The sequence below is a fragment of the Streptomyces sp. NBC_00122 genome (genome assembly GCF_045160845.1).
Taxonomy (GTDB): Bacteria; Actinomycetota; Actinomycetes; order Streptomycetales; family Streptomycetaceae; genus Streptomyces.
Genome location: NZ_CP108191.1, coordinates 225230 through 244713, shown reverse-complemented (window position 1 = coordinate 244713; position 19484 = coordinate 225230). Strand labels below are relative to the sequence as shown.

General features: G+C 72.6%; 18 protein-coding genes. 10 read left to right on the top strand and 8 right to left on the bottom strand.

Features of this window, described 5'->3' with window-relative positions:
- Window positions 1–18: 18 nt before the first annotated feature.
- Both OG737_RS01135 and paaK read right to left on the bottom strand, forming a co-directional pair.
- Window positions 19–789, bottom strand: coding sequence for a YhjD/YihY/BrkB family envelope integrity protein (locus OG737_RS01135; protein WP_405681471.1), 771 nt, complete (start codon window positions 787–789; stop codon window positions 19–21).
- 159 nt (window positions 790–948) lie between these two features.
- Entirely contained in the window at window positions 949–2277 is a 1329-nt protein-coding gene (gene paaK / locus OG737_RS01130) for a phenylacetate--CoA ligase PaaK (protein ID WP_405921088.1), read from the bottom strand.
- A 107-nt stretch (window positions 2278–2384) separates the two neighbouring features.
- Between paaK and OG737_RS01125 the strand changes: the two genes are divergently transcribed.
- The gene (locus OG737_RS01125; protein WP_328930172.1) at window positions 2385–3245 is read left to right on the top strand and encodes an alpha/beta hydrolase; all 861 of its coding nucleotides are present in this window, start codon (window positions 2385–2387) and stop codon (window positions 3243–3245) included.
- Window positions 3246–3319: 74 nt separating this feature from the next.
- Here OG737_RS01125 and OG737_RS01120 read toward each other — a convergent pair whose 3' ends face one another.
- The 3 genes from OG737_RS01120 to OG737_RS01110 form a co-directional block, all read right to left on the bottom strand.
- Window positions 3320–4864: an alpha/beta hydrolase gene (locus OG737_RS01120; protein ID WP_405921087.1), complete on the bottom strand. Its 1545-nt coding sequence runs from the start codon at window positions 4862–4864 to the stop codon at window positions 3320–3322.
- A gap of 78 nt (window positions 4865–4942) precedes the next feature.
- A complete protein-coding gene (locus OG737_RS01115) occupies window positions 4943–6496 on the bottom strand; it encodes an alpha/beta fold hydrolase (RefSeq protein ID WP_405921086.1) in 1554 nt (517 codons plus the stop codon).
- 275 nt (window positions 6497–6771) lie between these two features.
- Window positions 6772–8403 (bottom strand): acyl-CoA synthetase, encoded by a 1632-nt coding sequence (locus tag OG737_RS01110; protein WP_328924227.1) that lies wholly within the window; start codon window positions 8401–8403, stop codon window positions 6772–6774.
- A gap of 165 nt (window positions 8404–8568) precedes the next feature.
- On the opposite strand from OG737_RS01110, the gene OG737_RS01105 reads away from it, so the two are divergent.
- From OG737_RS01105 to OG737_RS01065, 9 genes are all read left to right on the top strand, one after another.
- Window positions 8569–9369 (top strand): crotonase/enoyl-CoA hydratase family protein, encoded by an 801-nt coding sequence (locus tag OG737_RS01105; protein ID WP_328924226.1) that lies wholly within the window; start codon window positions 8569–8571, stop codon window positions 9367–9369.
- Between the two features lie 209 nt (window positions 9370–9578).
- Window positions 9579–10541, top strand: a complete 963-nt coding sequence (locus tag OG737_RS01100; RefSeq protein WP_328924225.1) for an OB-fold domain-containing protein — start codon at window positions 9579–9581, stop codon at window positions 10539–10541.
- A complete protein-coding gene (locus OG737_RS01095) occupies window positions 10541–11608 on the top strand; it encodes a thiolase domain-containing protein (protein WP_405680415.1) in 1068 nt (355 codons plus the stop codon). The genes OG737_RS01100 and OG737_RS01095 overlap by 1 nt, the downstream gene beginning before the upstream one ends.
- The gene (locus tag OG737_RS01090; RefSeq protein ID WP_328924223.1) at window positions 11605–12780 is read left to right on the top strand and encodes a thiolase domain-containing protein; all 1176 of its coding nucleotides are present in this window, start codon (window positions 11605–11607) and stop codon (window positions 12778–12780) included. The genes OG737_RS01095 and OG737_RS01090 overlap by 4 nt, the downstream gene beginning before the upstream one ends.
- 142 nt (window positions 12781–12922) lie before the next feature.
- Complete coding sequence (locus OG737_RS01085; protein WP_405681472.1) at window positions 12923–13150, top strand: DUF397 domain-containing protein; 228 nt, start codon at window positions 12923–12925, stop codon at window positions 13148–13150.
- An 11-nt stretch (window positions 13151–13161) separates the two neighbouring features.
- A complete protein-coding gene (locus tag OG737_RS01080) occupies window positions 13162–13311 on the top strand; it encodes a hypothetical protein (RefSeq protein ID WP_328924221.1) in 150 nt (49 codons plus the stop codon).
- 252 nt (window positions 13312–13563) lie between these two features.
- Window positions 13564–13977 (top strand): ACT domain-containing protein, encoded by a 414-nt coding sequence (locus tag OG737_RS01075; protein WP_328924220.1) that lies wholly within the window; start codon window positions 13564–13566, stop codon window positions 13975–13977.
- A gap of 43 nt (window positions 13978–14020) precedes the next feature.
- Window positions 14021–14839: a maleylpyruvate isomerase family mycothiol-dependent enzyme gene (locus OG737_RS01070; protein WP_328924219.1), complete on the top strand. Its 819-nt coding sequence runs from the start codon at window positions 14021–14023 to the stop codon at window positions 14837–14839.
- Window positions 14840–14924: 85 nt separating this feature from the next.
- On the top strand, window positions 14925–15425 hold the full coding sequence (locus OG737_RS01065; RefSeq protein WP_030960903.1) for a hypothetical protein: 501 nt from the start codon (window positions 14925–14927) through the stop codon (window positions 15423–15425).
- A gap of 10 nt (window positions 15426–15435) precedes the next feature.
- Here the strand turns inward: OG737_RS01065 and kstD are convergent, their stop codons facing one another.
- From kstD to OG737_RS01050, 3 genes are all read right to left on the bottom strand, one after another.
- Window positions 15436–17235 (bottom strand): 3-oxosteroid 1-dehydrogenase, encoded by a 1800-nt coding sequence (gene kstD / locus OG737_RS01060; RefSeq protein WP_405921085.1) that lies wholly within the window; start codon window positions 17233–17235, stop codon window positions 15436–15438.
- Between the two features lie 79 nt (window positions 17236–17314).
- On the bottom strand, window positions 17315–17929 hold the full coding sequence (locus tag OG737_RS01055; RefSeq protein WP_328924217.1) for a hypothetical protein: 615 nt from the start codon (window positions 17927–17929) through the stop codon (window positions 17315–17317).
- A 241-nt stretch (window positions 17930–18170) separates the two neighbouring features.
- Window positions 18171–19295: an aminoglycoside phosphotransferase family protein gene (locus OG737_RS01050; RefSeq protein ID WP_405921084.1), complete on the bottom strand. Its 1125-nt coding sequence runs from the start codon at window positions 19293–19295 to the stop codon at window positions 18171–18173.
- Between the last annotated feature and the right edge of the window lie 189 nt (window positions 19296–19484).

Below are 19484 nucleotides of genomic sequence, written 5' to 3'. Positions count from 1 at the left end.
GGTCAGCCCCTTCCGGGGTCATGAGGGGTGGTCGGAAGGGGGGTTGCCGAAGGGGAGGTGCCCGCTCCGCCGGAGGCGGCGCACGGTGAGGTGCTCGTGGAAGAGCCGGCCCACGAGGGCCCCGCCGTAGACGACGAAGCCGACCCCTACCAGCCAGGACTGGACGACCAGCAGAGTGCCGAAGGGGCCGTAGGTCACGGCGTTCGAGGCGATCAGCGGGGAGAACACCAGCTGCGAGAAGACGCGCAGCCCGAGCAGGCCGATGCTGGTGGCCACCGCCCCGGGCACCAGGGCGCGCCAGCGGACCCGGCCGCCGAGCAGCATCCGCTGCGAGCCGATGAAGAACAGGCAGGTGCCGACGAGGTCGCCCACGGTGCCCAGGATCGTGCCGAAGACGTCGTCGGACGGCGGGGGGATGGCGACGAGCAGGGCGAGGTAGCAGACCAGCAGGGCGAGCCACACGACATGCCGCCACATGGTGTGCCAGCGGGCGGTCGGTAGGTCCCAGACCTTCTCGTAGCCGGTCTGCACGGCGGAGCCGAAGGTCAGGCCGAAGACGGCCAGGGCAGCCAGGCCGAAGGCGGTGGTCCGCTCCAGCGCCAGGTCCGCCGCGGCGAACAGCATCTCGACCCGGGCGCGCGAGGACGCCGAGACCCCGAGGGCCTGGCCGAGCCAGCGGCCGAAGCCGGAGCCGCTGCCGGGCGCGGCGGCGGCCACGACCACCAGCAGCGGCACCAGGGTGAGGAACCCGAGGGCCGCGAAGCCCATCGCCCGGTGCATCAGCTCCATCTCACGGCCGCGGCTCCACGCCAGCCCTACAGCCGAGCCCTGGAGCCGGTCGTAGAGCCGCCGGAAGATCGAGGTCACGCCTCATGCACTACCCGGGCGGGCCCGTCTGCTCCCGGGAGCCGCCTCGAAATAGGCCCGAAGGGGTGGCTGTGTCACATTTCATCCGCCCGGCCGAGTCTCCCCTCGCTCCCCGGCACCGCGAAGGTCCACCAGCCGCTTGATCTTGCCCACCGAGCGCTCCAGCGTCTCCGGCTCGACCACCTCCACCCGGACCGAGACCCCGATCCCCTCCTTGACGGCCCGCACCACGGCGGCGCCCGCGGCCTCCCGCCGGGCGGCGTCCGCCTCCCGGCGCGCCTCCACCCGGACCGTCAGGGCGTCCATCCGGCCCTCCTTCGTCAGCCGCAGCTGGAAGTGGGGAGCCAGACCGGCCGTCCGCAGGAGGATCTCCTCGATCTGGGTCGGATACAGGTTCACCCCGCGCAGGATGATCATGTCGTCACTGCGGCCCGTGACCTTCTCCATCCGGCGGAAGGCGGGCCGGGCCGTGCCGGGCAGCAGCCGCGTCAGGTCCCGGGTGCGGTAGCGGATCACCGGCATGGCCTCCTTGGTGAGGGAGGTGAACACCAGCTCGCCGGGCTCGCCCTCCGGCACCACCGCGCCCGTCAGCGGATCGACGACCTCCGGGTAGAAGTGGTCCTCCCAGATGTGCAGCCCGTCCTTGCTCGACGCGAACTCCTGCGCCACGCCCGGTCCCATCACCTCGGACAGGCCGTATATGTCCACCGCGTCGATCCCCAGCCGCTCCTCGATCTCCCGGCGCATCTCCTCGGTCCACGGCTCCGCGCCGAAGATCCCGGTCCTGAGCGAGGTGGAACGCGGATCGATGCCCTGGCGCTCCATCTCGTCCAGCAGGGTCAGCATGTACGAGGGGGTCACCATGATGACCTCCGGCTCGAAGTCCTGGATGAGCCGGACCTGGCGGTCCGTCATCCCGCCCGAGGCGGGCACGACCGTGCAGCCGAGCCGCTCGGCGCCGTAGTGCGCGCCGAGGCCGCCCGTGAACAGCCCGTAGCCGTAGGCGATGTGGACGATCTGACCGGGTCTGCCGCCCGCCGCGCGTATGGACCGGGCGACGACATCCGCCCAGGTCGACAGGTCCCCGTCGGTGTACCCGACGACCGTGGGGCGCCCCGTGGTGCCGCTGGAGGCATGGATGCGGCGCACCTCGGAGCGCGGCACGGCGAACATCCCGAAGGGGTACTGGTCCCGCAGGTCGGTCTTGGTGGTGAAGGGGAACAGGGCGAGATCGGCGAGGGAGCGGCAGTCGTCGGGATGCACGCCGGCCTTGTCGAAGGCCTGCCGGTAGAACGGCACCCGGTCGTAGGCGCGGTGCAGGGTCGCGCGCAGCCGCGTCAGCTGGAGGGCGGCCAGCTCGTCGCCGCTGAGCCGCTCGCCTTCGTCGTGGAGATCCGCGTATGCCGCCATGCCGTCACCTCATCGTGAGTCCACCGACCGATCATTCGGTAGATTGCCAGGCCCCTGCCCCGTAAATCAATGACTCGAACGAGTGATCGTCTGATGTGATGGCCCGCATGCCTGTCTTCAACACCTACGACGGAACCGAACTCGCCTGTCACGTCCGGGGCGAGGGCGAGCCGCTCGTCTGCCTGCCGGGCGGCGCCATGCGCGCCTCGGAGTACATGGCGGACCTGGGCGGGCTCACGGCGAGCCGCCGTCTCGTCCTCCTCGACCTGCGCGGCACGGGCGCCTCCGCGATACCGGTGGACGAGTCCACGTACAGGGTCGACCACCAGGTCGCCGACGTCGAGGCGCTGCGCGTACACCTGGGCCTGGAGCGCATGGACCTCCTCGCGCACTCCGCCGGCGGCAACCTGGCCCAGCTCTACGCGGCCGCGCATCCGCACCGGGTGCGCCGGCTCGTCCTGGTCACTCCGACCGCGTGGGCGGTGGACCTCCCCGTCACCACGGAGCACCGGCTGGAAGCCGCCCGGCTGCGGGCCGGGAGCGAGCCCTACGACACGGCCATCGCGGCCTACGAGCGGATCCTGGCGGGCGACGGCCGGGGAGGGCGCGGCGACGAGGACTGGGACCTGGCCGCGCCGCTGTTCCACGGCCGCTGGGACGAGGAGGTCCAGGCCCACTGGGCGGCGGGCGAGCACCAGCAGAACGGGAAGGCGGCCGAGGCCTACGCGGGCCCCGGCGCCTTCGACCCGCCCGCCACCCGTGCGGGGCTCCGCCAGGTCGAGGGCGAGGTCCTGGTCCTGGCCGCGGAACTGGACGGCAACCCCCGGCCGGCGCTGGCGGCCGAGCTCGCCGCGCTGTTCCCACGGGGGGCGGTCGACGTCCAGCCCCAGGCCTGCCACTTCCCGTGGCTGGACGACCCGGAGTGGTTCGCGGCCCGCGTGGAGCGGTTCCTGTCCTGCGGAGCCTGACCCCGGGACACCCGGGGGGCCTGACCGGGCCCCGCCCGGCGCCCGAGGGCCGGCGGAGCGGACCGCGAGCGGTTTCAGGGCCCGATCTCGAACTCGGGCGGCTCAAGGCTCTTCAGGCATCCGGTCTTCGGCGCGGACGGGTCGTCGAAGAAGGAGACGGCGATCTCCTGGGCGCACTTCGAGGTGGCGAACACCACGTGCGGCTCGTAGGGGACCGTGACGACCTTGGCCTTGGGCAGCGTGCGGGCCACGTACGGCCCGTTGTCGGCCCCGGTCTGGGAGTCGAAGCCGCCCGACAGGGCGAGGGTGGGGATGTCGCCGCGCGTGACGTCCCGGATCGAGGGCGCCGCCGCGGGGACGTTCCAGGCGTCGCAGTCCGGGTGGAGGAAGGCGAGCTGCGGGGCCTGGGCCTGTACGGAGCGGGGGAAGGTCGGGAAGGTCTCCTGTCCGCCCCGGAGCGCGGCATCCCGGCTCTCGTACGGCGTCCACGCGCTGCAGAAGACGCCGTAGACGAGACCGTGCGCGACCCTTCCCATGGCCTGGGGGCTGAGCTTGCCGCCCGCGTACTGCTGGGCGATCCGCTGCGGCTTGCCGTGGGCCAGTTCGTCGAGCGCGGCGGGCACCTGGGGTGCCACGTGGGTGGCCGAGGTCATCCAGCTCACCAGGGCTCCGCCGTCCAGTACGACCTTCACCGGCTTGTCGCTGCCGGGGAGCGTGACGGTGGTGGTGACCGGATGGGCTTCGAGGTCGCGGACGAGCTTGTCGAAGGTGGCCGACAGGTTCGGATAGCGCCTGTTGCACGCCGGCTGGTCCGCGCAGGCTTTGAACAGGCCGTCGAAGCCCTGCCGGGCGCTGCTCCAGGTCGCCGCCGAGCCGGCCTTGGACGGCGGCAGGATGCCGTCGATGCCCACCGAGCGGAGCCCCTCGGGGTGCAGGCGCATGTAGGCCAGCGCCAGGTGGGTGCCGTAGGAGATGCCGTACAGGTTCCACTGTGCCAGGCCCAGCGCCTTGCGCAGGTCCTCGTAGTCGGCGGCGCTCTCGGTGTCGTTGTAGGCGCTGAGGTCGATCCCGCGGGCCGCCAGCTTGTCGCGGCAGGCCTTCGTGGCCTCGACGTGCAGGCGCCCGGTGGATGGGGCGTCGTAGACGAGGCCGACCGAGCGTGCGTTGAACTCGTCGATGTTGGGGCACAGGAGATTCGGGTCGGCCGAGTACGTGCCGCGCTGGGACATGAGGATCACGTCACGGTCGCGGTTCAGGCCGCCGTCGACCGCCATCTTCGCCTCGCCCACGGCGTCGTCCCCGGGTCCGCCCGCGAGCCAGACGATCGGGTCGGGTTTCGGCTTGTCGGCGGCCGCGGGCACGATCGCGACACCGAGTTCGATCGTTCGACCGTTCGGCTTGGCGCGGTTCTCGGGCACGGTGAGCGTTCCGCAGCGGGCCCCTTCGAGGGCCTTGATCGGTTCCGGTGTCTTGGGGCAGGGGCCCGGTTCGTAGCTCGCGTCGCCCACCGTCCGGGCGGTCGTGCCGATCGGCGCCCCGGGAGTGGGGGTGGTGCCGGTGCGGGACTGCGCCTGAGCCGACGCTGCGAGCAGGCCGGTGACCAGGAGACCGGTCGCCATACCGGCCGACGTGGCCCGGAGTCGTCGTGCGGTGCGGCGACGACTGGGCGCTTGGTGGCGTGTCATCTGCCCTCCCGGTCATTTCGGGATGATCGTGAACGGTTTGGGCTTGAGCCCGTCCACGCAAGCGGTGTCGGGCGCGGTCGGGCGAGCGAAGAACGAGGCCAGCACGCTCTGCGCGCACGGCGACTGCGGGACCACCCAGTGGCCGATTCCGGGGACCAGCACGGCGGTCGAGCGGGACAGGTTGCGGGCCACGTCCGTCGCCCAACTCGCCCCCGTCTTCACGTCGAACGTGCCGGAGATGACGAGCGCCGGCACCGAGCTGACCGTGGGCAACCGCTGGGCGGCCGCGCGGTCCGGAACGTTCCAGATGCGGCACGCCGGGTACTGGAAGGGAAGCTGCGGCACCTGGGCCAGGACCGTGTCCGGCCACCCGGGGTAGGTCTTGCGCCCCGCCTTCAGCACGTCGGTCTCCGAGTACCCCGGCGCCCATTCACCGCACACCACCGACTCCGTCAGGCCGTGCGCGAACATGCCGACCTTCTGGACCGAGCCGGCCGCGCGGGCCTGCGCGAAGCGCTGCGGGTTTCCGTTGCTGAGCTCGTCGAGCGCCGCCGGAAGGTCCTCGGGCCTGGGCGTGAAGGCGACGATCAGGTTCAGGAGCGCGCCGCCGTCGAGGACGACCTTGACCGGCTTCCCTCCGCCGGGCGGCGCGACGTTCAGCGTCAGGGGGTGTGCTTCCAGCTTGCGCACCTGTTCGGTCAGAGTACGGCGGACGTCCGGGTAACGGTCCTTGCAGGCGGGCTCGGCCGCGCACGCCTCGAGGATGTTGTCGATCCCCTCAGCGGTGCTGGCCCATGTCCACGGAAGGGTCACGTGCTGGGGAGGCGTGATCGAGTCGATCGCGAACGCGCGGATGCCCTCGGGGTGCAGGCGCAGGTACGTGAGGGCCAGGTTGCTGCCGTAGGAGTAGCCGTAGACGTTCCACCGGGGAATGCCCAGCGCCTTGCGCAGGTCGGCGAAGTCGGCGGCGTTCTCGGTGGTGTTGTAGGCGCTCAGGTCGATGCCCTCGGCCGTCAGGCGGCTGCGGCAGTCCTTGACCGCCTTCACCATGAGCTGTTCCGCCTGCTGCGAGTCGTAGCCGAGGCCCACGGCCCGCGCGTTGAACCGGTCGATCTCCGGGCAGGCGAGGTTCGGCCGGTCGTAGAGGTTGCCGCGCTGGGCCATGATGATCAGGTCGCGGTCCTTGTTCAGGCCGGAGCCGACCAGGAACGGGATGTCGTCGAACGTGTCGGCACCGGGGCCGCCCGCCATGAACACCACGGGGTCCTGTGCGGGCTTGGCGGGGGTGACGGCCGGAATCACCGCGACGGCCAGCTTGATGGTCCGGCCGCCGGGGCGGGAGCGGTTCTCGGGGACCTCCAGGAAGCCGCACCGTGCGCCGCTCAGCGCTTCGATGGGCTCGGGCGGCTTCGGGCAGGGTCCGGGCACGAACCGGGACGGGGCTGCCTGGCTGGGCCCGGCGGGCTGGGCGGGGGGTGACGCGCCGCCGCCGGGTGAGGGGCCGAATCCCGTCAGGCAGACCAGAGCGGCCGCGGCAGTCACCGCGCGGATGCTGTGCTTTGGCATGTGGTCTCGTTCCTGTGCCGACATCGGCGGCGGCCCTGCCGGGCCAGGGCCCAGCGGTTGGGCGGAACGCACGATTCCGACGCTACCGGGTGGCGCGTTCGCGCGCACCCGGAGCGGGTCGCAACCCCGTGGCCCGGGCCGTCCGGTCGGCCGCCCGTACCTTCCCCAGGGCGGCCAACCGGCCAGGTCACCGACGTCTCAACAGGCCCCAGGGCCTGTCGTCACACTCGGGGCCGCCCTTCGGGCGACGACGGGAAGGTGACGACACGCCCTAGCTAGCCGGCCGTGTCCGCCCGGGTCGCGACCGTCTTGGCCCAGCGGTAGTCCGCCTTGCCGCTCGGGGAGCGCTGGATGGCGGGGGTGATGACCAGCTGGCGCGGGATCTTGTAGCCCGCGAGCCGGGTGCGGCAGTGGCTCTGGATCTCGTCCAGGGTCGGCTCCGGCGCGCCCGCCCGGATCTGCACCACCGCGGCCACGTGGCTGCCCCAGGTCGGATCCGGGACGCCCGCGACCAGGGCGTCGTACACGTCCGGGTGCGACTTCAGCGCCTGCTCGACCTCCTCCGGGTAGACCTTCTCGCCGCCCGTGTTGATGCACTGCGAGCCGCGCCCGAGGACGGTGACGATGCCCTGCTCGTCCACCGTGGCCATGTCGCCGAGCAGCACCCAGCGCTCCGTGCCCTTCTGGAAGAAGGTCTCGGCGGTCTTCGCCGGGTCGTTGTAGTAGCCGAGCGGGACGTGGCCGCGCTGCGCGAGACGGCCCGGTTCGCCCACGGGCACGGGCTCGTGCGTCACCGGGTCCACCACCTGCGTACGGTCGTTGACCTCCAGGCGGAAGCCCTTCTCCGGGCTGGAGTCGTTCGTCGCCCGTCCGTTGGATCCGGACTCCGAGGACCCGAAGTTGTTCAGGAGCAGCACGTTCGGAACCAGCCGCTGGAACTCCGCGCGCACCGTCTCAGACATGATCGCGCCGGATGAGGAGACGCTGAACAGCGAGGACAGGTCGGTCCCCTTGAGCGGGCCGTTCAGCGCGTCGATGAGGGGCCGCAGCATCGCGTCGCCCACCAGCGACACGCTGGAGACCTTCTCCTTCTCGATCGTACGGAGCACCTCCTCGGGCGCGTACTTGCGGTGGATGACCACCCGCTGCCCGTAGTTGAAGGCGATGAACGAGGTCAGCGTGGACGTCCCGTGCATCAGCGGGGGAGCGGGGAAGAAGGTCAGCCCGGCGCCGCGCGCCGCGACCCGCTCGGCCAGCTCCTCGGGCCGCTTCACCGGCTCGCCCGACGGCTCGCCGCCGAACAGCCCGGCGAAGAAGAGGTCCTCCGCCCGCCACATGACGCCCTTGGGCATGCCGGTCGTACCGCCGGTGTAGATGATGAACAGGTCGTCGGCGCTGCGGGGCGGGAAACCGCGCCCGGGCGAGCCGGCCGCCTCGGCGTCCGCGTACGCGACCGGCGCGATCGAAGGCTCCGGGGCCCCCTCGGGAGCGTCGCCGACCCGGATCAGGTGCCGGAGCTTCGTCGTCTGCGGCAGCGCGGCCGCGACCCGCTCGGTGAACTCGCCCTCGAAGACCAGCGCGGCGAGGTCGGCGTCGTTGTAGAGGTAGACCAGTTCCTCCTCCACGTACCGGTAGTTGACGTTCACCGGGACCAGCCGGGCCTTCAGGCAGGCCAGGACGGTCTGGAGGTACTCGATCCCGTTGTAGAGGTGCAGGCCCAGGTGCTCGCCGGCCGTCAAGCCGCTGGCCAGCAGGTGGTGCGCGATCCGGTTCGCCGCCGAGTCCAGCTCCGCGTACGTGAGGCGGCGCTCGGCGCCGGTCCCCGGGTGGTCCACGTAGACGAGGGCCTCGCGGTCCGGAACCACGTCCACCACCGACTCGAACAGGTCGGCAAGGTTGTACTCCACCGTTCCTCCTGACCCCATGGCTGTCTGCTCGGGCGGTCATTACAGCGCCGCCGAGGGCAAGTGGGAAGGGAGCCGCCCAAGAAATCTGACTGTGTGTCAGAAAACTATTGAACTGCACCCGCCCCTACTGCAACCTGTTCTAGGTCTTGAGACGGGAGGACGGCAATGGGTGGGACGGAACACCTGACCGTGCAACGGCACGGCGCCACGCTGGTGCTCACCATGAACAGGCCCGAGGCGAAGAACGCGCTCTCGCTGCCGCTGCTGGTGGGGCTGTACGACGGGTGGCTGGAGGCGGACGCCGACGACGCGATCCGCTCCGTGGTGCTGACCGGCGCGGGCGGGGACTTCTGCGCCGGCATGGACCTCAAGGCGCTGGCAGGGAAGGGGATGGCGGGCGACCAGTACCGGGACCGGCTGAAGGCCGACCCCGACCTGCACTGGAAGGCCATGCTCCGCCACCACCGGCCGCGCAAGCCCTTGATCGCGGCGGTGGAGGGCTACTGCGTGGCCGGCGGGACCGAGATCCTCCAGGGCACGGACATCCGGGTGGCGGGGGAGGGGGCCACCTTCGGGCTCTTCGAGGTCAAGCGGGGGCTCTTCCCGATCGGCGGCTCGACGGTCCGGCTGCCGCGTCAGATCCCGCGTACGCACGCCCTGGAGATGCTGCTGACCGGGCGTCCGTACTCCGCCGCGGAGGCGGCGCGGATCGGGCTGGTCGGGCGGGTGGTGCCGGACGGTACGGCGCTGGAGGCGGCGCTGGAGATCGCGGAGCAGGTCAACGCGTGCGGGCCCTTGGCCGTCGAGGCGGTCAAGGCGTCGGTCTACGAGACCGCCGAGCTGACGGAGCGGGAGGGGCTGGCGTCCGAACTCCTGCGGGGCTGGCCGGTCTTCGACACGGCGGATGCCAAGGAGGGGGCGCGGGCCTTCGCCGAGAAGAGGCCCGCGGTGTACCGCCGGGAGTAGGCCCGCCGGGCCCGTCGCCGGGCGGGCCAGGGAAGTCCGGGTGCGGCGCCGCTGCCGGGGCTCCGATCCGGCCCCGCCTCAAACGCCGGCGGGGCCGGTTTGGGGGCTCCGCCCCAGACCCCGCGCCTCAAACGACGGCGGGACCGGATGTCGGGCTCCGCCACCCGTCTCAAACTCCCCCCACAGCTACGAGAATCGGAGAGCCACCCGTGACAGCCACCGTGCCCTCGCCCGACGTGCTCCGTGCGCCGCTCGTCGTCGAGTTCCCCTTCACCCGGTCCCTCGGGCCCGTGCAGTCCGCGTTCCTCACCGGGTTGCGCGAAGGGCTCGTGCTCGGCGTGAAGACCTCCGACGGGACCGTAATGGTGCCGCCCGTCGAGTACGACCCCCGCACCGCCGAGGAGATCCGCGAACTCGTCGAGGTCGGCGCCACCGGCACCGTCACCACCTGGGCCTGGAACGGCCTGCCCCGCCCGAACCAGCCCCTCGACACGCCGTTCGCCTGGGTCCTGGTCACGCTCGACGGCGCCGACACCGCCCTCCTGCACGCCCTCGACGCCCCCGGTCCCGAATCCGTGCGCACCGGGATGCGGGTGCGCGTGCGGTGGGCCGCCGAGCGCACCGGGGCGATCACCGACATCGCCTGCTTCGAGCCGTACGAGGGCCCCGCCGGCCCTGGAGCCGCCCCGCACGCCGGGGTCTTCGCGGAGCCCGTCACCGGCATCGTCGCCCCGGCCCGCCTGGACTACACGTACAGCCCCGGCCGCGCCCAGACCGCCTACATCAGCGGCCTCTCCGAGCAGAAGACCATCGGCGAGCGCTGCCCCTCCTGCCACAAGGTGTACGTCCCGCCGCGCGGGGCCTGCCCCACCTGCGGGGTCGCCACCACCGACCAGGTCGAGGTCGGACCGGCCGGCACCGTCACCACGTACTGCATCGTCAACATCAAGGCCCGCGGCCTCGACATCGAAGTCCCCTACGTCTACGCCCACATCGCCCTCGACGGCGCCGGCCTCGCCCTCCACGGCCGGATCGGCGGCATCCCGTACGACCAGGTCCGCATGGGCCTGCGCGTCGAACCCGTGTGGACCGAAGGCGGCCGCTACCCCGACCACTACCGCCCCACCGGCGAGCCGGACGCGGACTACGACGCGTACAAGGAGCTCATCTGATGCCCAGGACGAGCAGGCACGCACGCGACGTGGCCGTCGTCGCCTTCGCGCAGAGCGACCACCTGCGCCGCACCGACGAACTCAGCGAAGTCGAGATGGTCATGCCGGTCCTCCACCAGGTGCTGGCCCGGACCGGCCTGAAGGCCGGCGAGATCGGCTTCACCTGCTCCGGCTCCAGCGACTACCTGGCCGGCCGGGCCTTCTCCTTCACCATGACCCTCGACGGTGTCGGGGCCTGGCCGCCGATTTCCGAGTCGCACGTCGAGATGGACGGCGCCTGGGCCCTCTACGAAGCCTGGGTCAAGATCCAGACCGGCGAGGCCGACACCGCGCTCGTCTACTCGTACGGCAAGTCCTCGCCGGGGCCGGTACGGGACGTCCTGACCCGGCAGCTCGACCCGTACTACCTCGCCCCGCTCTGGCCCGACTCGGTGGCCCTGGCCGCCCTCCAGGCCCAGGCCCTGATCGACGCGGGCGAGACCGACGAGCCCTCCTTGGCGGCCATCGGCGCCCGCAGCCGGGCCGCCGCCGAGGCCAACCCGCACGCCCAGCTGAGGGGCCCGGTGCCCCAGGGCGACTACCAGGTCCGCCCGCTGCGCACCGGCGACTGCCCGCCCATCGGCGACGGCGCGGCGGCCGTGATCCTCGCCGCCGGGGACACCGCCCGGCGGCTGTGCGAGCGCCCCGCCTGGATCACCGGCATCGACCACCGCATCGAGGCCCACGGCCTGGGCCTGCGCGACCTCACCGACTCCCCGTCCACCCGGACCGCCGCCGAGCGCGCCGGGGTGTTCGACGCCCCGGTGGACACGGCGGAACTGCACGCGCCGTTCTCCTCGCAGGAGGTCGTGCTCCGCAAGGTCCTCGGGCTCGGCGACGGCGTCGCCGTCAACCCCTCCGGCGGTGCGCTCGCCGCCAACCCGGTCATGGCCGCGGGCCTGATCCGGATCGGTGAGGCGGCCGCCCGCATCCACCGCGGCGAGTCCGACCGCGCCGTCGCGCACGCCACCTCCGGCCCCTGCCTCCAGCAGAACCTGGTCGCCGTCCTGGAAGGGGACCCCGCATGAGCACGTCGGGCAAGGAACCCGTAGCCGTCGTCGGCATCGGCCAGACCAAGCACGTCGCCGCCCGGCACGACGTCTCCATCGCCGGCCTCGTCCGGGAGGCCGCCCTGCGCGCCCTCGCGGACGCCGGGCTGAGCTGGACGGACATCGACGCGGTCGTCATCGGCAAGGCCCCCGACTTCTTCGAGGGCGTGATGATGCCGGAGCTGTACCTGGCGGACGCGCTCGGCGCCGTCGGCAAGCCCATGCTGCGCGTGCACACGGCCGGTTCGGTGGGCGGGTCCACGGCGCTCGTCGCCGCCAACCTCGTCGCGGCCCGCGTCCACCGGACGGTCCTCACCCTCGCCTTCGAGAAGCAGTCCGAGTCCAACGCCATGTGGGGCCTCTCGCTCCCCGTCCCCTTCCAGCAGCCCCTGCTGGCGGGCGCGGGCGGATTCTTCGCCCCGCACGTGCGCGCGTACATGCGGCGCACCGGCGCCCCCGACACGGTCGGCTCGCTGGTGGCGTACAAGGACCGGCGCAACGCGCTGAAGAACCCCTACGCGCACCTGCACGAGCACGACATCACCCTGGAGAAGGTCCAGGCCTCGCCGATGCTGTGGGACCCGATCCGCTACTCCGAGACCTGCCCCTCCTCGGACGGCGCCTGCGCGATGATCCTCACCGACCGGGAGGGCGCGGCCCGCTCGCCGAAGCCCGCGGCCTGGGTGCACGGCGGGGCCATGCGCAGCGAGCCGACCCTCTTCGCGGGCAAGGACTTCGTCTCCCCGCAGGCCGGCAAGGACTGCGCGGCCGACGTCTACCGCCAGGCGGGGATCACCGACCCGCGCCGGGAGATCGACGCGGTCGAGATGTACGTGCCGTTCTCCTGGTACGAGCCGATGTGGCTGGAGAACCTCGGCTTCGCGGCGGAGGGCGAGGGCTGGAAGCTCACCGAGGCCGGGGTCACCGAACTCGACGGTGACCTTCCGGTCAACCCGTCGGGGGGTGTCCTGTCCACCAACCCGATCGGCGCCTCCGGCATGATCCGCTTCGCGGAGGCGGCCCTCCAGGTCCGCGGCCAGGCCGGGGAACACCAGGTTCCGGACGCCCGCCGGGCCCTGGGGCACGCGTACGGTGGCGGCGCGCAGTTCTTCTCCATGTGGCTGGTGGGGGCCGAGCCGCCCGAGTCCTGAACGAAAGACGGCCCCCCGACGGGGACGGGCGGGGGGCCGGACCGGCCACGGGTGACTCACCGTGCCCTGTGCGGCACCCGCCGCGATGGTTAACCTTGCCCCCGGACGACGTACCGGGAGGAGCACGCACGTGGCCGAGAGCATGACTTCACAACCCCTCGCTGGCTGGGGCAAGCCGGACCTCGATCTCACCGAGGCGCAGTGGCAGTCGAGCAGCCGGGGAGCGGGAGACGTCCAGATCGCCTTCGTCGAGGGCTTCATCGCGATGCGCAACAGCGAGCGCCCCGAAAGCCCATCGCTGATCTTCGCGCCGGACGAGTGGCGCAGGTTCGTACTGGACGCGCGGGGCGGCGAGTTCGACCTGACCTAGCCTCCCCCGCCGTGACCGCGCGCGGCGCACCACCGGGGGCGCGGAGCCGTCGGCCCGATGGTGCGCCGGCCGGGCTCCGGCTGTCGCCCGCCGCGAGCGCGGGAGTCCGCCGGGCCGAGCACGGCCGGATCCACCGGCTGGAGGAACTGCCGGGCCGCTAGCGGGACTTCCTGGACCGCCCCGGAAGCCGGCTGCGGCTGACCGCAGCGATCTGCCCCGACGGCCACCGCGCACTGCCGCCCGAAGCGCGGCGCGCACCGGGCCGCGTACTGTGCCTGCTGGACGCGGAGTTCCGCCGCCGTACCCTCCCCGACCCCGTGCCGTACGCCGGGCACCGGGGCCGGGGCTCCGTCCCGTCGGCCCGGTGGTACCGCCGCCTCTCCGAGGACGACACCCGTGGATAGGGTGACGGCATGAGCGGAGAGAGCGACCTGCGGAAGCTGCTGAGCGGGATGCGGCCCGAACTGAACGAGGGCCGGTACGTGTTCTGCACCGTCCCCGGCACCACCGTCCCCGCGGGCACCGCACCCGTCGCCACCGTCCTGGAGCCCGAGGGCCTCACCCTGGTCCTGCGCCAGGAGGACGCCGACGCGGCCGGCCTGGCCTACGACTACACGGCCGGCTGGATCACCCTGCGGATCCACTCCGCCCTCGACGCCGTCGGGCTCACCGCCGCCTTCGCGGCCGAACTCGGCGCACACGGTCTGAGCTGCAACGTCATCGCCGGCTACCACCACGACCACCTCTTCGTGGCCGCCGACCGGGCCGCGGAGGCCGTCGCCGTCCTGGAGCAACTCGCCGGTCGCTCCGCAGACGTTCGCCCGTAGCTCAAGCAGGGGGCCCCGGGCGGGGCCGGGGCAGAGTGATCCCATGGACCACGACTCCAGGCTCACCCGCTTCCAGAGCGAGGCATCGGCATTCGAGAAGGCCGTCCGCGGGGCGCTCGACCCCGGCGGGCCGGCGCCACTGGTCCCCTCGTGCCCCGGCTGGTCGGTCTGCGACCTCGTGGGACACCTGGGGGGAGTGCACCGCTACCTCAGCCACGTCCTGCGGGAACGCCTGACCGAGGCACCCGACCCCACGGACCTCTCCCTGTACGGTCTGCCCGCCGACCCGGAGGCACTGGCCGCCTGGCCGATGCCCGGCCGTGCCCCGAGCCCGGGCCCCGCGCCCGAGGGGCTGACGGACTGGTTCGCGCAGGGCGCGCGGGAGCTGGAGGCGCTCCTGCGCGAGCTCGGGCCGGACGCGGCGGTCTGGACCTGGTCGGCCGAACAGAGCTCGGGTTTCTGGCTGCGGATGCAGACGATCGAGCTGGCCCTCCACCGCTGGGACGCGCAGTCCGTGAAAGGCGCCCCGGCCCCGCTCGATCCGGACCTGGCGGCGGACGCCGTGGCCCAGACCTTCGAGGTCATGGCTCCGGCACGGCGCTCCTGGCAGGGCGCACCGGCCGGTGCGGGGGAGCGGTACCGCTTCCGGCGTACGGACGGCCCGGAATCCTGGACCGTCCTCTTCGACGGCGACGAGGTCCTGCCGACGCCCGACGACACCGCCCCGGCGGACGTCGAGGCAGCCGGGACCGCCTCGGACCTCGCCCTGTTCCTCTGGCGCCGGCTGCCCGCCGCCGGCCTGCGGGTCACCGGCGACGCCACCCTGTTGGCGCACTACTTCACCCTGGTCCCGCCGGTCTGACGGGCCTGACCGGCGGGCGGCCCGGCCAGGTCGGGGATGCGGGCCCCCGGGCCGGAAAACCCGTGCGGCCACGTACCATGGCGGCATGTCCTTCCTCCGCCGCCACCGCGCCGCCACCCCCGCCGGCCCGGACTTCGACGTCCTGGCCATGGACCCGGGGGACTGGCCGGGCAATCTCGGGGCCGGGCTGCTGCCCGCGCCCGACGGCAGCTGCCAGGGTGTCTTCCTCCGCTACGACCTGTTCGGCGGACGCGGCCCCGCGATGATCATCGGCAACCTCCCGGAGGGCTCTCCCGCCCGGGACCTCGCCGACGGCCAGGTCCCCTTCGAGGTCGCCCAGCTCCTCGACGCCCTGGAGAACGACGAGGACGTCGAGGTCACCGGCGTCGAGGACTGCCCCGTCATGCAGGGCGACAACCTCCTCATCGTCCGGAAGATCAAGCTGTCGGAGTCCCGCATCTCCTGCGTCCAGTTCGACCGCAGCGACAACGTGCTGGTCACCATCGCCAGCTGGGACCGCCCGATCACCGACGACCTCTACGCCCTCCTGAAGCCGCTCCCCGCCGAGCTCTTCCAGCAGGGCTGATCCACACGAATCACGCGTCCGCGATGTCGGTCGCCGCCACGTAGCCGAACGTCATCGCGGGGCCGATCGTCGATCCGGCCCCCGCGTAGCTGTGGCCCATCACCGCCGCGCTCGCGTTCCCCGCCGCGTACAGGCCCCGGATCACCGAGCCGTCCGCCCGCAGCGCCCGGGCCCGCGCGTCCGTCACGATGCCGCCCTTCGTGCCCAGGTCGCCCGGCACGATCTTGAAGGCGTAGAACGGCGGCGCCCAGACGGGTGCCAGGCAGGAGTTCGGAGTCACCCCCGGGTCCGTGTAGTAGTGGTCGTACGCCGTGTCGCCCCGGTGGAAGTCGGGATCGGTCCCGTTCCACGCCTGCGCGTTGAACCGGTTCAAGGTCGCCCGCAGCGCCGCCGCCGGGACCCCGATCTGCCCGGCCAGCGCGTCCCAGGTCCACGCCCTCTTCGCCGCGCCCGCCTCGTACCACGAGTCGGGGAAGACGATCATCGGCAGGACGTCCTTGAACAGGTACTTGTTGCGGTAGTTCTGGTCCACGATCAGCCACGCCGGGATGTGCGAACCGGTCGCGCCCCGGTCCTTCTCGTACATCACGTGCACCACGTCGCTGTAGGGGGCGGCCTCGTTGACGAACCGCGCGCCGTTCCCGTTCACGATCAGCCCGCCCGGCAGGGTCCGTTCGGCGAGGCAGAAGTAGGGCTCCCCGGGCAGCGGGATCGACGGGCCCCACCAGGCGTCCTCCATCAGGGCGAGCGCCGCCCCGGCCCGCTCCCCCGCCAGGATCCCGTCGCCCGTGTTCTCCTTCGCCCCCACCGACCACTGGGTGCCGATCGGCTGCTGCTGGTACTGCGCCCGCATCGACGCGTTGTGCTCGAAGCCGCCCGAGCCGATGACCACGCCGCGCCGGGCCCGTACGGTGCCCCGTACGCCCTCCTTCTCCACGACCACCCCGGTCACCGCGCCGCCCTCCTGGACCAGGTCGACCAGCGGGCTGTTCAGCCACACCGGCACCCCCGCCCGCTGCAGCCCGGCGCGCAGCCCGGCCGCCAGGGCCTGGCCCATCGTCAGCGGCTTCTGCCCCAGCAGCGCCGCCTTCGTGCCGCGAGCCAGGCACTCCGTGGACACCGCGAGGCCCTTGGCGTTCACGGCCGCCAGGTTCAGCCACTTGTAGTCCTGGCTGAAGACCACCATCCCGGCGGGGACCGGCATGTACGCCGGGTTCAGCCGGGCCAGTTCGGCACCGAGGATGTTCCCGTCGATCTGGTCGGGCTCGATGGAGCGGCCGTTCGGCAGCCCGCCCGGCAGGTTGGGGTAGTAGTCGCTGTACCCCTCCATGAAGCGGAACCTGAGCGGGCTGTTGGCCATCACGAAGTCCAGCATCCGCGGCCCGTTGGCGAGGAAGGCGGCCTGCCGGTCCGCCGGCACCTCGGGCCCGACGACCGCGGAGAGGTACGCCGCCGCCTTCTGCGGGGTGTCCGGCACCCCGGCGCCCAGGATCACCGAGTTGTTGGGCAGCCAGATCCCGGCCCCCGAGCGCGCGGCGGACCCGCCGAAGGTGGGCGCCTTCTCCACCACCAGAACGCTCAGCCCCCGCTTGGCGGCCGTGAGCGCGGCGGTCATCCCGGAGGCCCCGGCACCGACCACGACGACGTCGTACTCGCCGAGCGGTGGCCCCTCTTGGGCACCGGCGCCGACGGCCCGTGCGGCGACGGACGGCAGCACGGTGGCGGTGAGCACCCCGGCGCCCGTCCCGGCGAGGACGGTACGTCTGGACGGGAGGCCGTCGGGGGAGGTGCGCGAAGCGCTTGCGGACATGGGCAGGCTCCAGCGGTGTGGGGAGGAAGGGAACGGCTCCAGCATGTCTGATGCTGAGTCAGAAAAGGTGTTCGGGGGATCATGTGATGTCAAGGGCTCCGGCGCCGCCGCCCGCACGCCTCCTCCAGTACGCCACCGTCACCGCGCCCAGCAGCGGGCCCCACAGCACCAGCGGGGTGTAGCAGACGTAGAACCACACCGCGCTCCAGCCACCCGCCTCGCTGGGGAAGTCGTCGGGCAGCGGATCGCCCTGGACGGTGGTCCCGGCCACCTGGGTCACCGCCGCCAGGACGGTCCAGAGGACGGTCAGCGCGAAGGCGCCGAGCGCGGCCGGGACGCAGGCGGCGGCCACCGGGATCCGCCGGCCGCCGAGGACCGGGATCCAGCGGGGCACGACCTCTCCCCAGGCGGCGACCAGCCCGACGGCGGTGAAGGCCAGCAGCTCGGAGAGGACCGAGAGGACGACGACGTACACGTCGAGCGGCAGCCAGTGCGGCAGCCGCCCGCTGTCCGCCGCGGAATGGTCGACGAAGAGGAGGCCCAGCCGCCAGATGCCGGACGGCAGGACGGTGAAGGGGATGGCGTACGCGGCGATCCGCGCCCAGCGCGGAACTCCTGCCACGGGGGTGTGCGCGGCCCTCCAGGCGGCGCGCACGCGGCCGCCCGACGGTCTCGTCCCGGCATGCACGGACATGGCTACCTCCGGAGTGGCGGGCAGCGGTTGCCCGGTCTGATCCGAAGATCGCAGCCGCGCGGTGCGCGCGGATCGCCCGCCGGGCGGATCCGCTTCCGCCGTGCGGGGGAGGCGGATCCGCCTCGCGGCGTACGCGCCCGGGTGTGCGCCCGCGTACGTGCCGACGTACGCACTTGCGTACGAGCGAAGTCCCGCGGCGGTGGGGGCCGCGGGACTTCGCGTAAGGGGGACGCGGGACGCGTCAGCGGGTGCCGACCGCCGCGCGGATCGCTCCGCGCGCCATTCCGGCGTCGTCGTGCAGCCGCCGCAGCAACAGCCGCTGCTCCTCTCCGGACGACAGGGCGCCGACCATCAGGGGCTGGGCCGGAGCGGTCGCCAGCATCGAGCGCTGGACCGCCGTCTCCGACATCCGGATCTCCCGGGTCAGCACCAGCATCAGATTGACCAGGAACGCGTCCCGCGCCGCCGGACCGGCCGACTGCGCGAGCCGGCTGATCTGGCTGCGCGCCGCCGGGGCGTCGCCCAGCACCGTCCACAGGGTGGCCAGGTCGTAGCCCGGCAGGTACCAGCCCGCGTGCTCCCAGTCCAGGAGCACCGGCCCGGCCGGGGACAGCAGCAGGTTCGACAGGAGCGCGTCACCGTGGTTGAACTGCAGGGACGTGCCCGACAGCTTGACGCCGTGCAGCAGTTTCTGCAGGTCACCGAGGTCCCGGTCGGTCAGCAGGCCCAGCTCGTAGTCGCGGGCGATCCGCCGCGCGTAGTTCAGCGGGGTCCCGAACAGATCGGCCGGCGGACGCCACTGGTTGACCCGGCACACCGCGCCCAGGGCCGTCCGTACGTCGACCCGCGGCGGGGCCTCCACGGGATGCCGCTGCAGCGCCGCGACCCGGCCCGCCATCCGCTCGACGATCAGTACGCAGTTCTCCGGGTCGGCGGCGATCAGCCGCGGCACGCGGACCGGCGGGCGGTGTCGGACGAACGTCCGATATGCTCCTATTTCGTGCCGGTACCGCTCACGCCACTCGGGCGAGTGGTCCAGTAAAACCTTCGCGACGGCGGTCATCCGTCCGGTGGTGCCCACCAGGAGGACCGACCGGCCGCTGCGCCGCAGCACCTGGACCGGCGCGAACTCCGGACAGATCCGCTGCACCGAGGCGAGCGCGGTGCGCAGTTGCGCCCCCTGCGGCCCCGAGAGGTCGATTCTTCCGCTGAGCGGCTGAGATCCGGCTCCCGGCATCCGCCGCGCTCGTACGGCGCCCTGCGCCGGAATGGCGGGACGGCCGGGTTCGAGGTAGGAGCCGCCGCCCGCCGGGAGCGTGCGGTGCGGCCGGACCGGGGCGGACACGGAGGACGTTGCTGCGTACATGGCGTTACGGATCCCTTCGTGCGCCGACGATTTGCGTACGCCGCCCCGCCGGATCCCGTACTTCACCCTGGGGAGCTCCGCCGGTAAACCGGGGCGGGGAGGCGCATTCCAACCAGACACCCGGGCGTGGGTGGCGCATCATCGAGCGTGCCCTGGCGAAGCCTGGCGAATAGTCGCCGGGCATCTGAC

Coding starts and splice junctions, on each gene's coding strand:
- OG737_RS01135 (WP_405681471.1), bottom strand. CDS start 789: ATGGAGCTGATGCACCGGGCGATGGGCTTCGCGGCCCTCGGGTTCCTC.
- paaK (WP_405921088.1), bottom strand. CDS start 2,277: ATGGCGGCATACGCGGATCTCCACGACGAAGGCGAGCGGCTCAGCGGC.
- OG737_RS01125 (WP_328930172.1), top strand. CDS start 2,385: ATGCCTGTCTTCAACACCTACGACGGAACCGAACTCGCCTGTCACGTC.
- OG737_RS01120 (WP_405921087.1), bottom strand. CDS start 4,864: ATGGCGACCGGTCTCCTGGTCACCGGCCTGCTCGCAGCGTCGGCTCAG.
- OG737_RS01115 (WP_405921086.1), bottom strand. CDS start 6,496: ATGCCAAAGCACAGCATCCGCGCGGTGACTGCCGCGGCCGCTCTGGTC.
- OG737_RS01105 (WP_328924226.1), top strand. CDS start 8,569: ATGGGTGGGACGGAACACCTGACCGTGCAACGGCACGGCGCCACGCTG.
- OG737_RS01095 (WP_405680415.1), top strand. CDS start 10,541: ATGCCCAGGACGAGCAGGCACGCACGCGACGTGGCCGTCGTCGCCTTC.
- OG737_RS01090 (WP_328924223.1), top strand. CDS start 11,605: ATGAGCACGTCGGGCAAGGAACCCGTAGCCGTCGTCGGCATCGGCCAG.
- OG737_RS01085 (WP_405681472.1), top strand. CDS start 12,923: ATGACTTCACAACCCCTCGCTGGCTGGGGCAAGCCGGACCTCGATCTC.
- OG737_RS01075 (WP_328924220.1), top strand. CDS start 13,564: ATGAGCGGAGAGAGCGACCTGCGGAAGCTGCTGAGCGGGATGCGGCCC.
- OG737_RS01070 (WP_328924219.1), top strand. CDS start 14,021: ATGGACCACGACTCCAGGCTCACCCGCTTCCAGAGCGAGGCATCGGCA.
- OG737_RS01065 (WP_030960903.1), top strand. CDS start 14,925: ATGTCCTTCCTCCGCCGCCACCGCGCCGCCACCCCCGCCGGCCCGGAC.
- kstD (WP_405921085.1), bottom strand. CDS start 17,235: ATGTCCGCAAGCGCTTCGCGCACCTCCCCCGACGGCCTCCCGTCCAGA.
- OG737_RS01055 (WP_328924217.1), bottom strand. CDS start 17,929: ATGTCCGTGCATGCCGGGACGAGACCGTCGGGCGGCCGCGTGCGCGCC.
- OG737_RS01050 (WP_405921084.1), bottom strand. CDS start 19,295: ATGTACGCAGCAACGTCCTCCGTGTCCGCCCCGGTCCGGCCGCACCGC.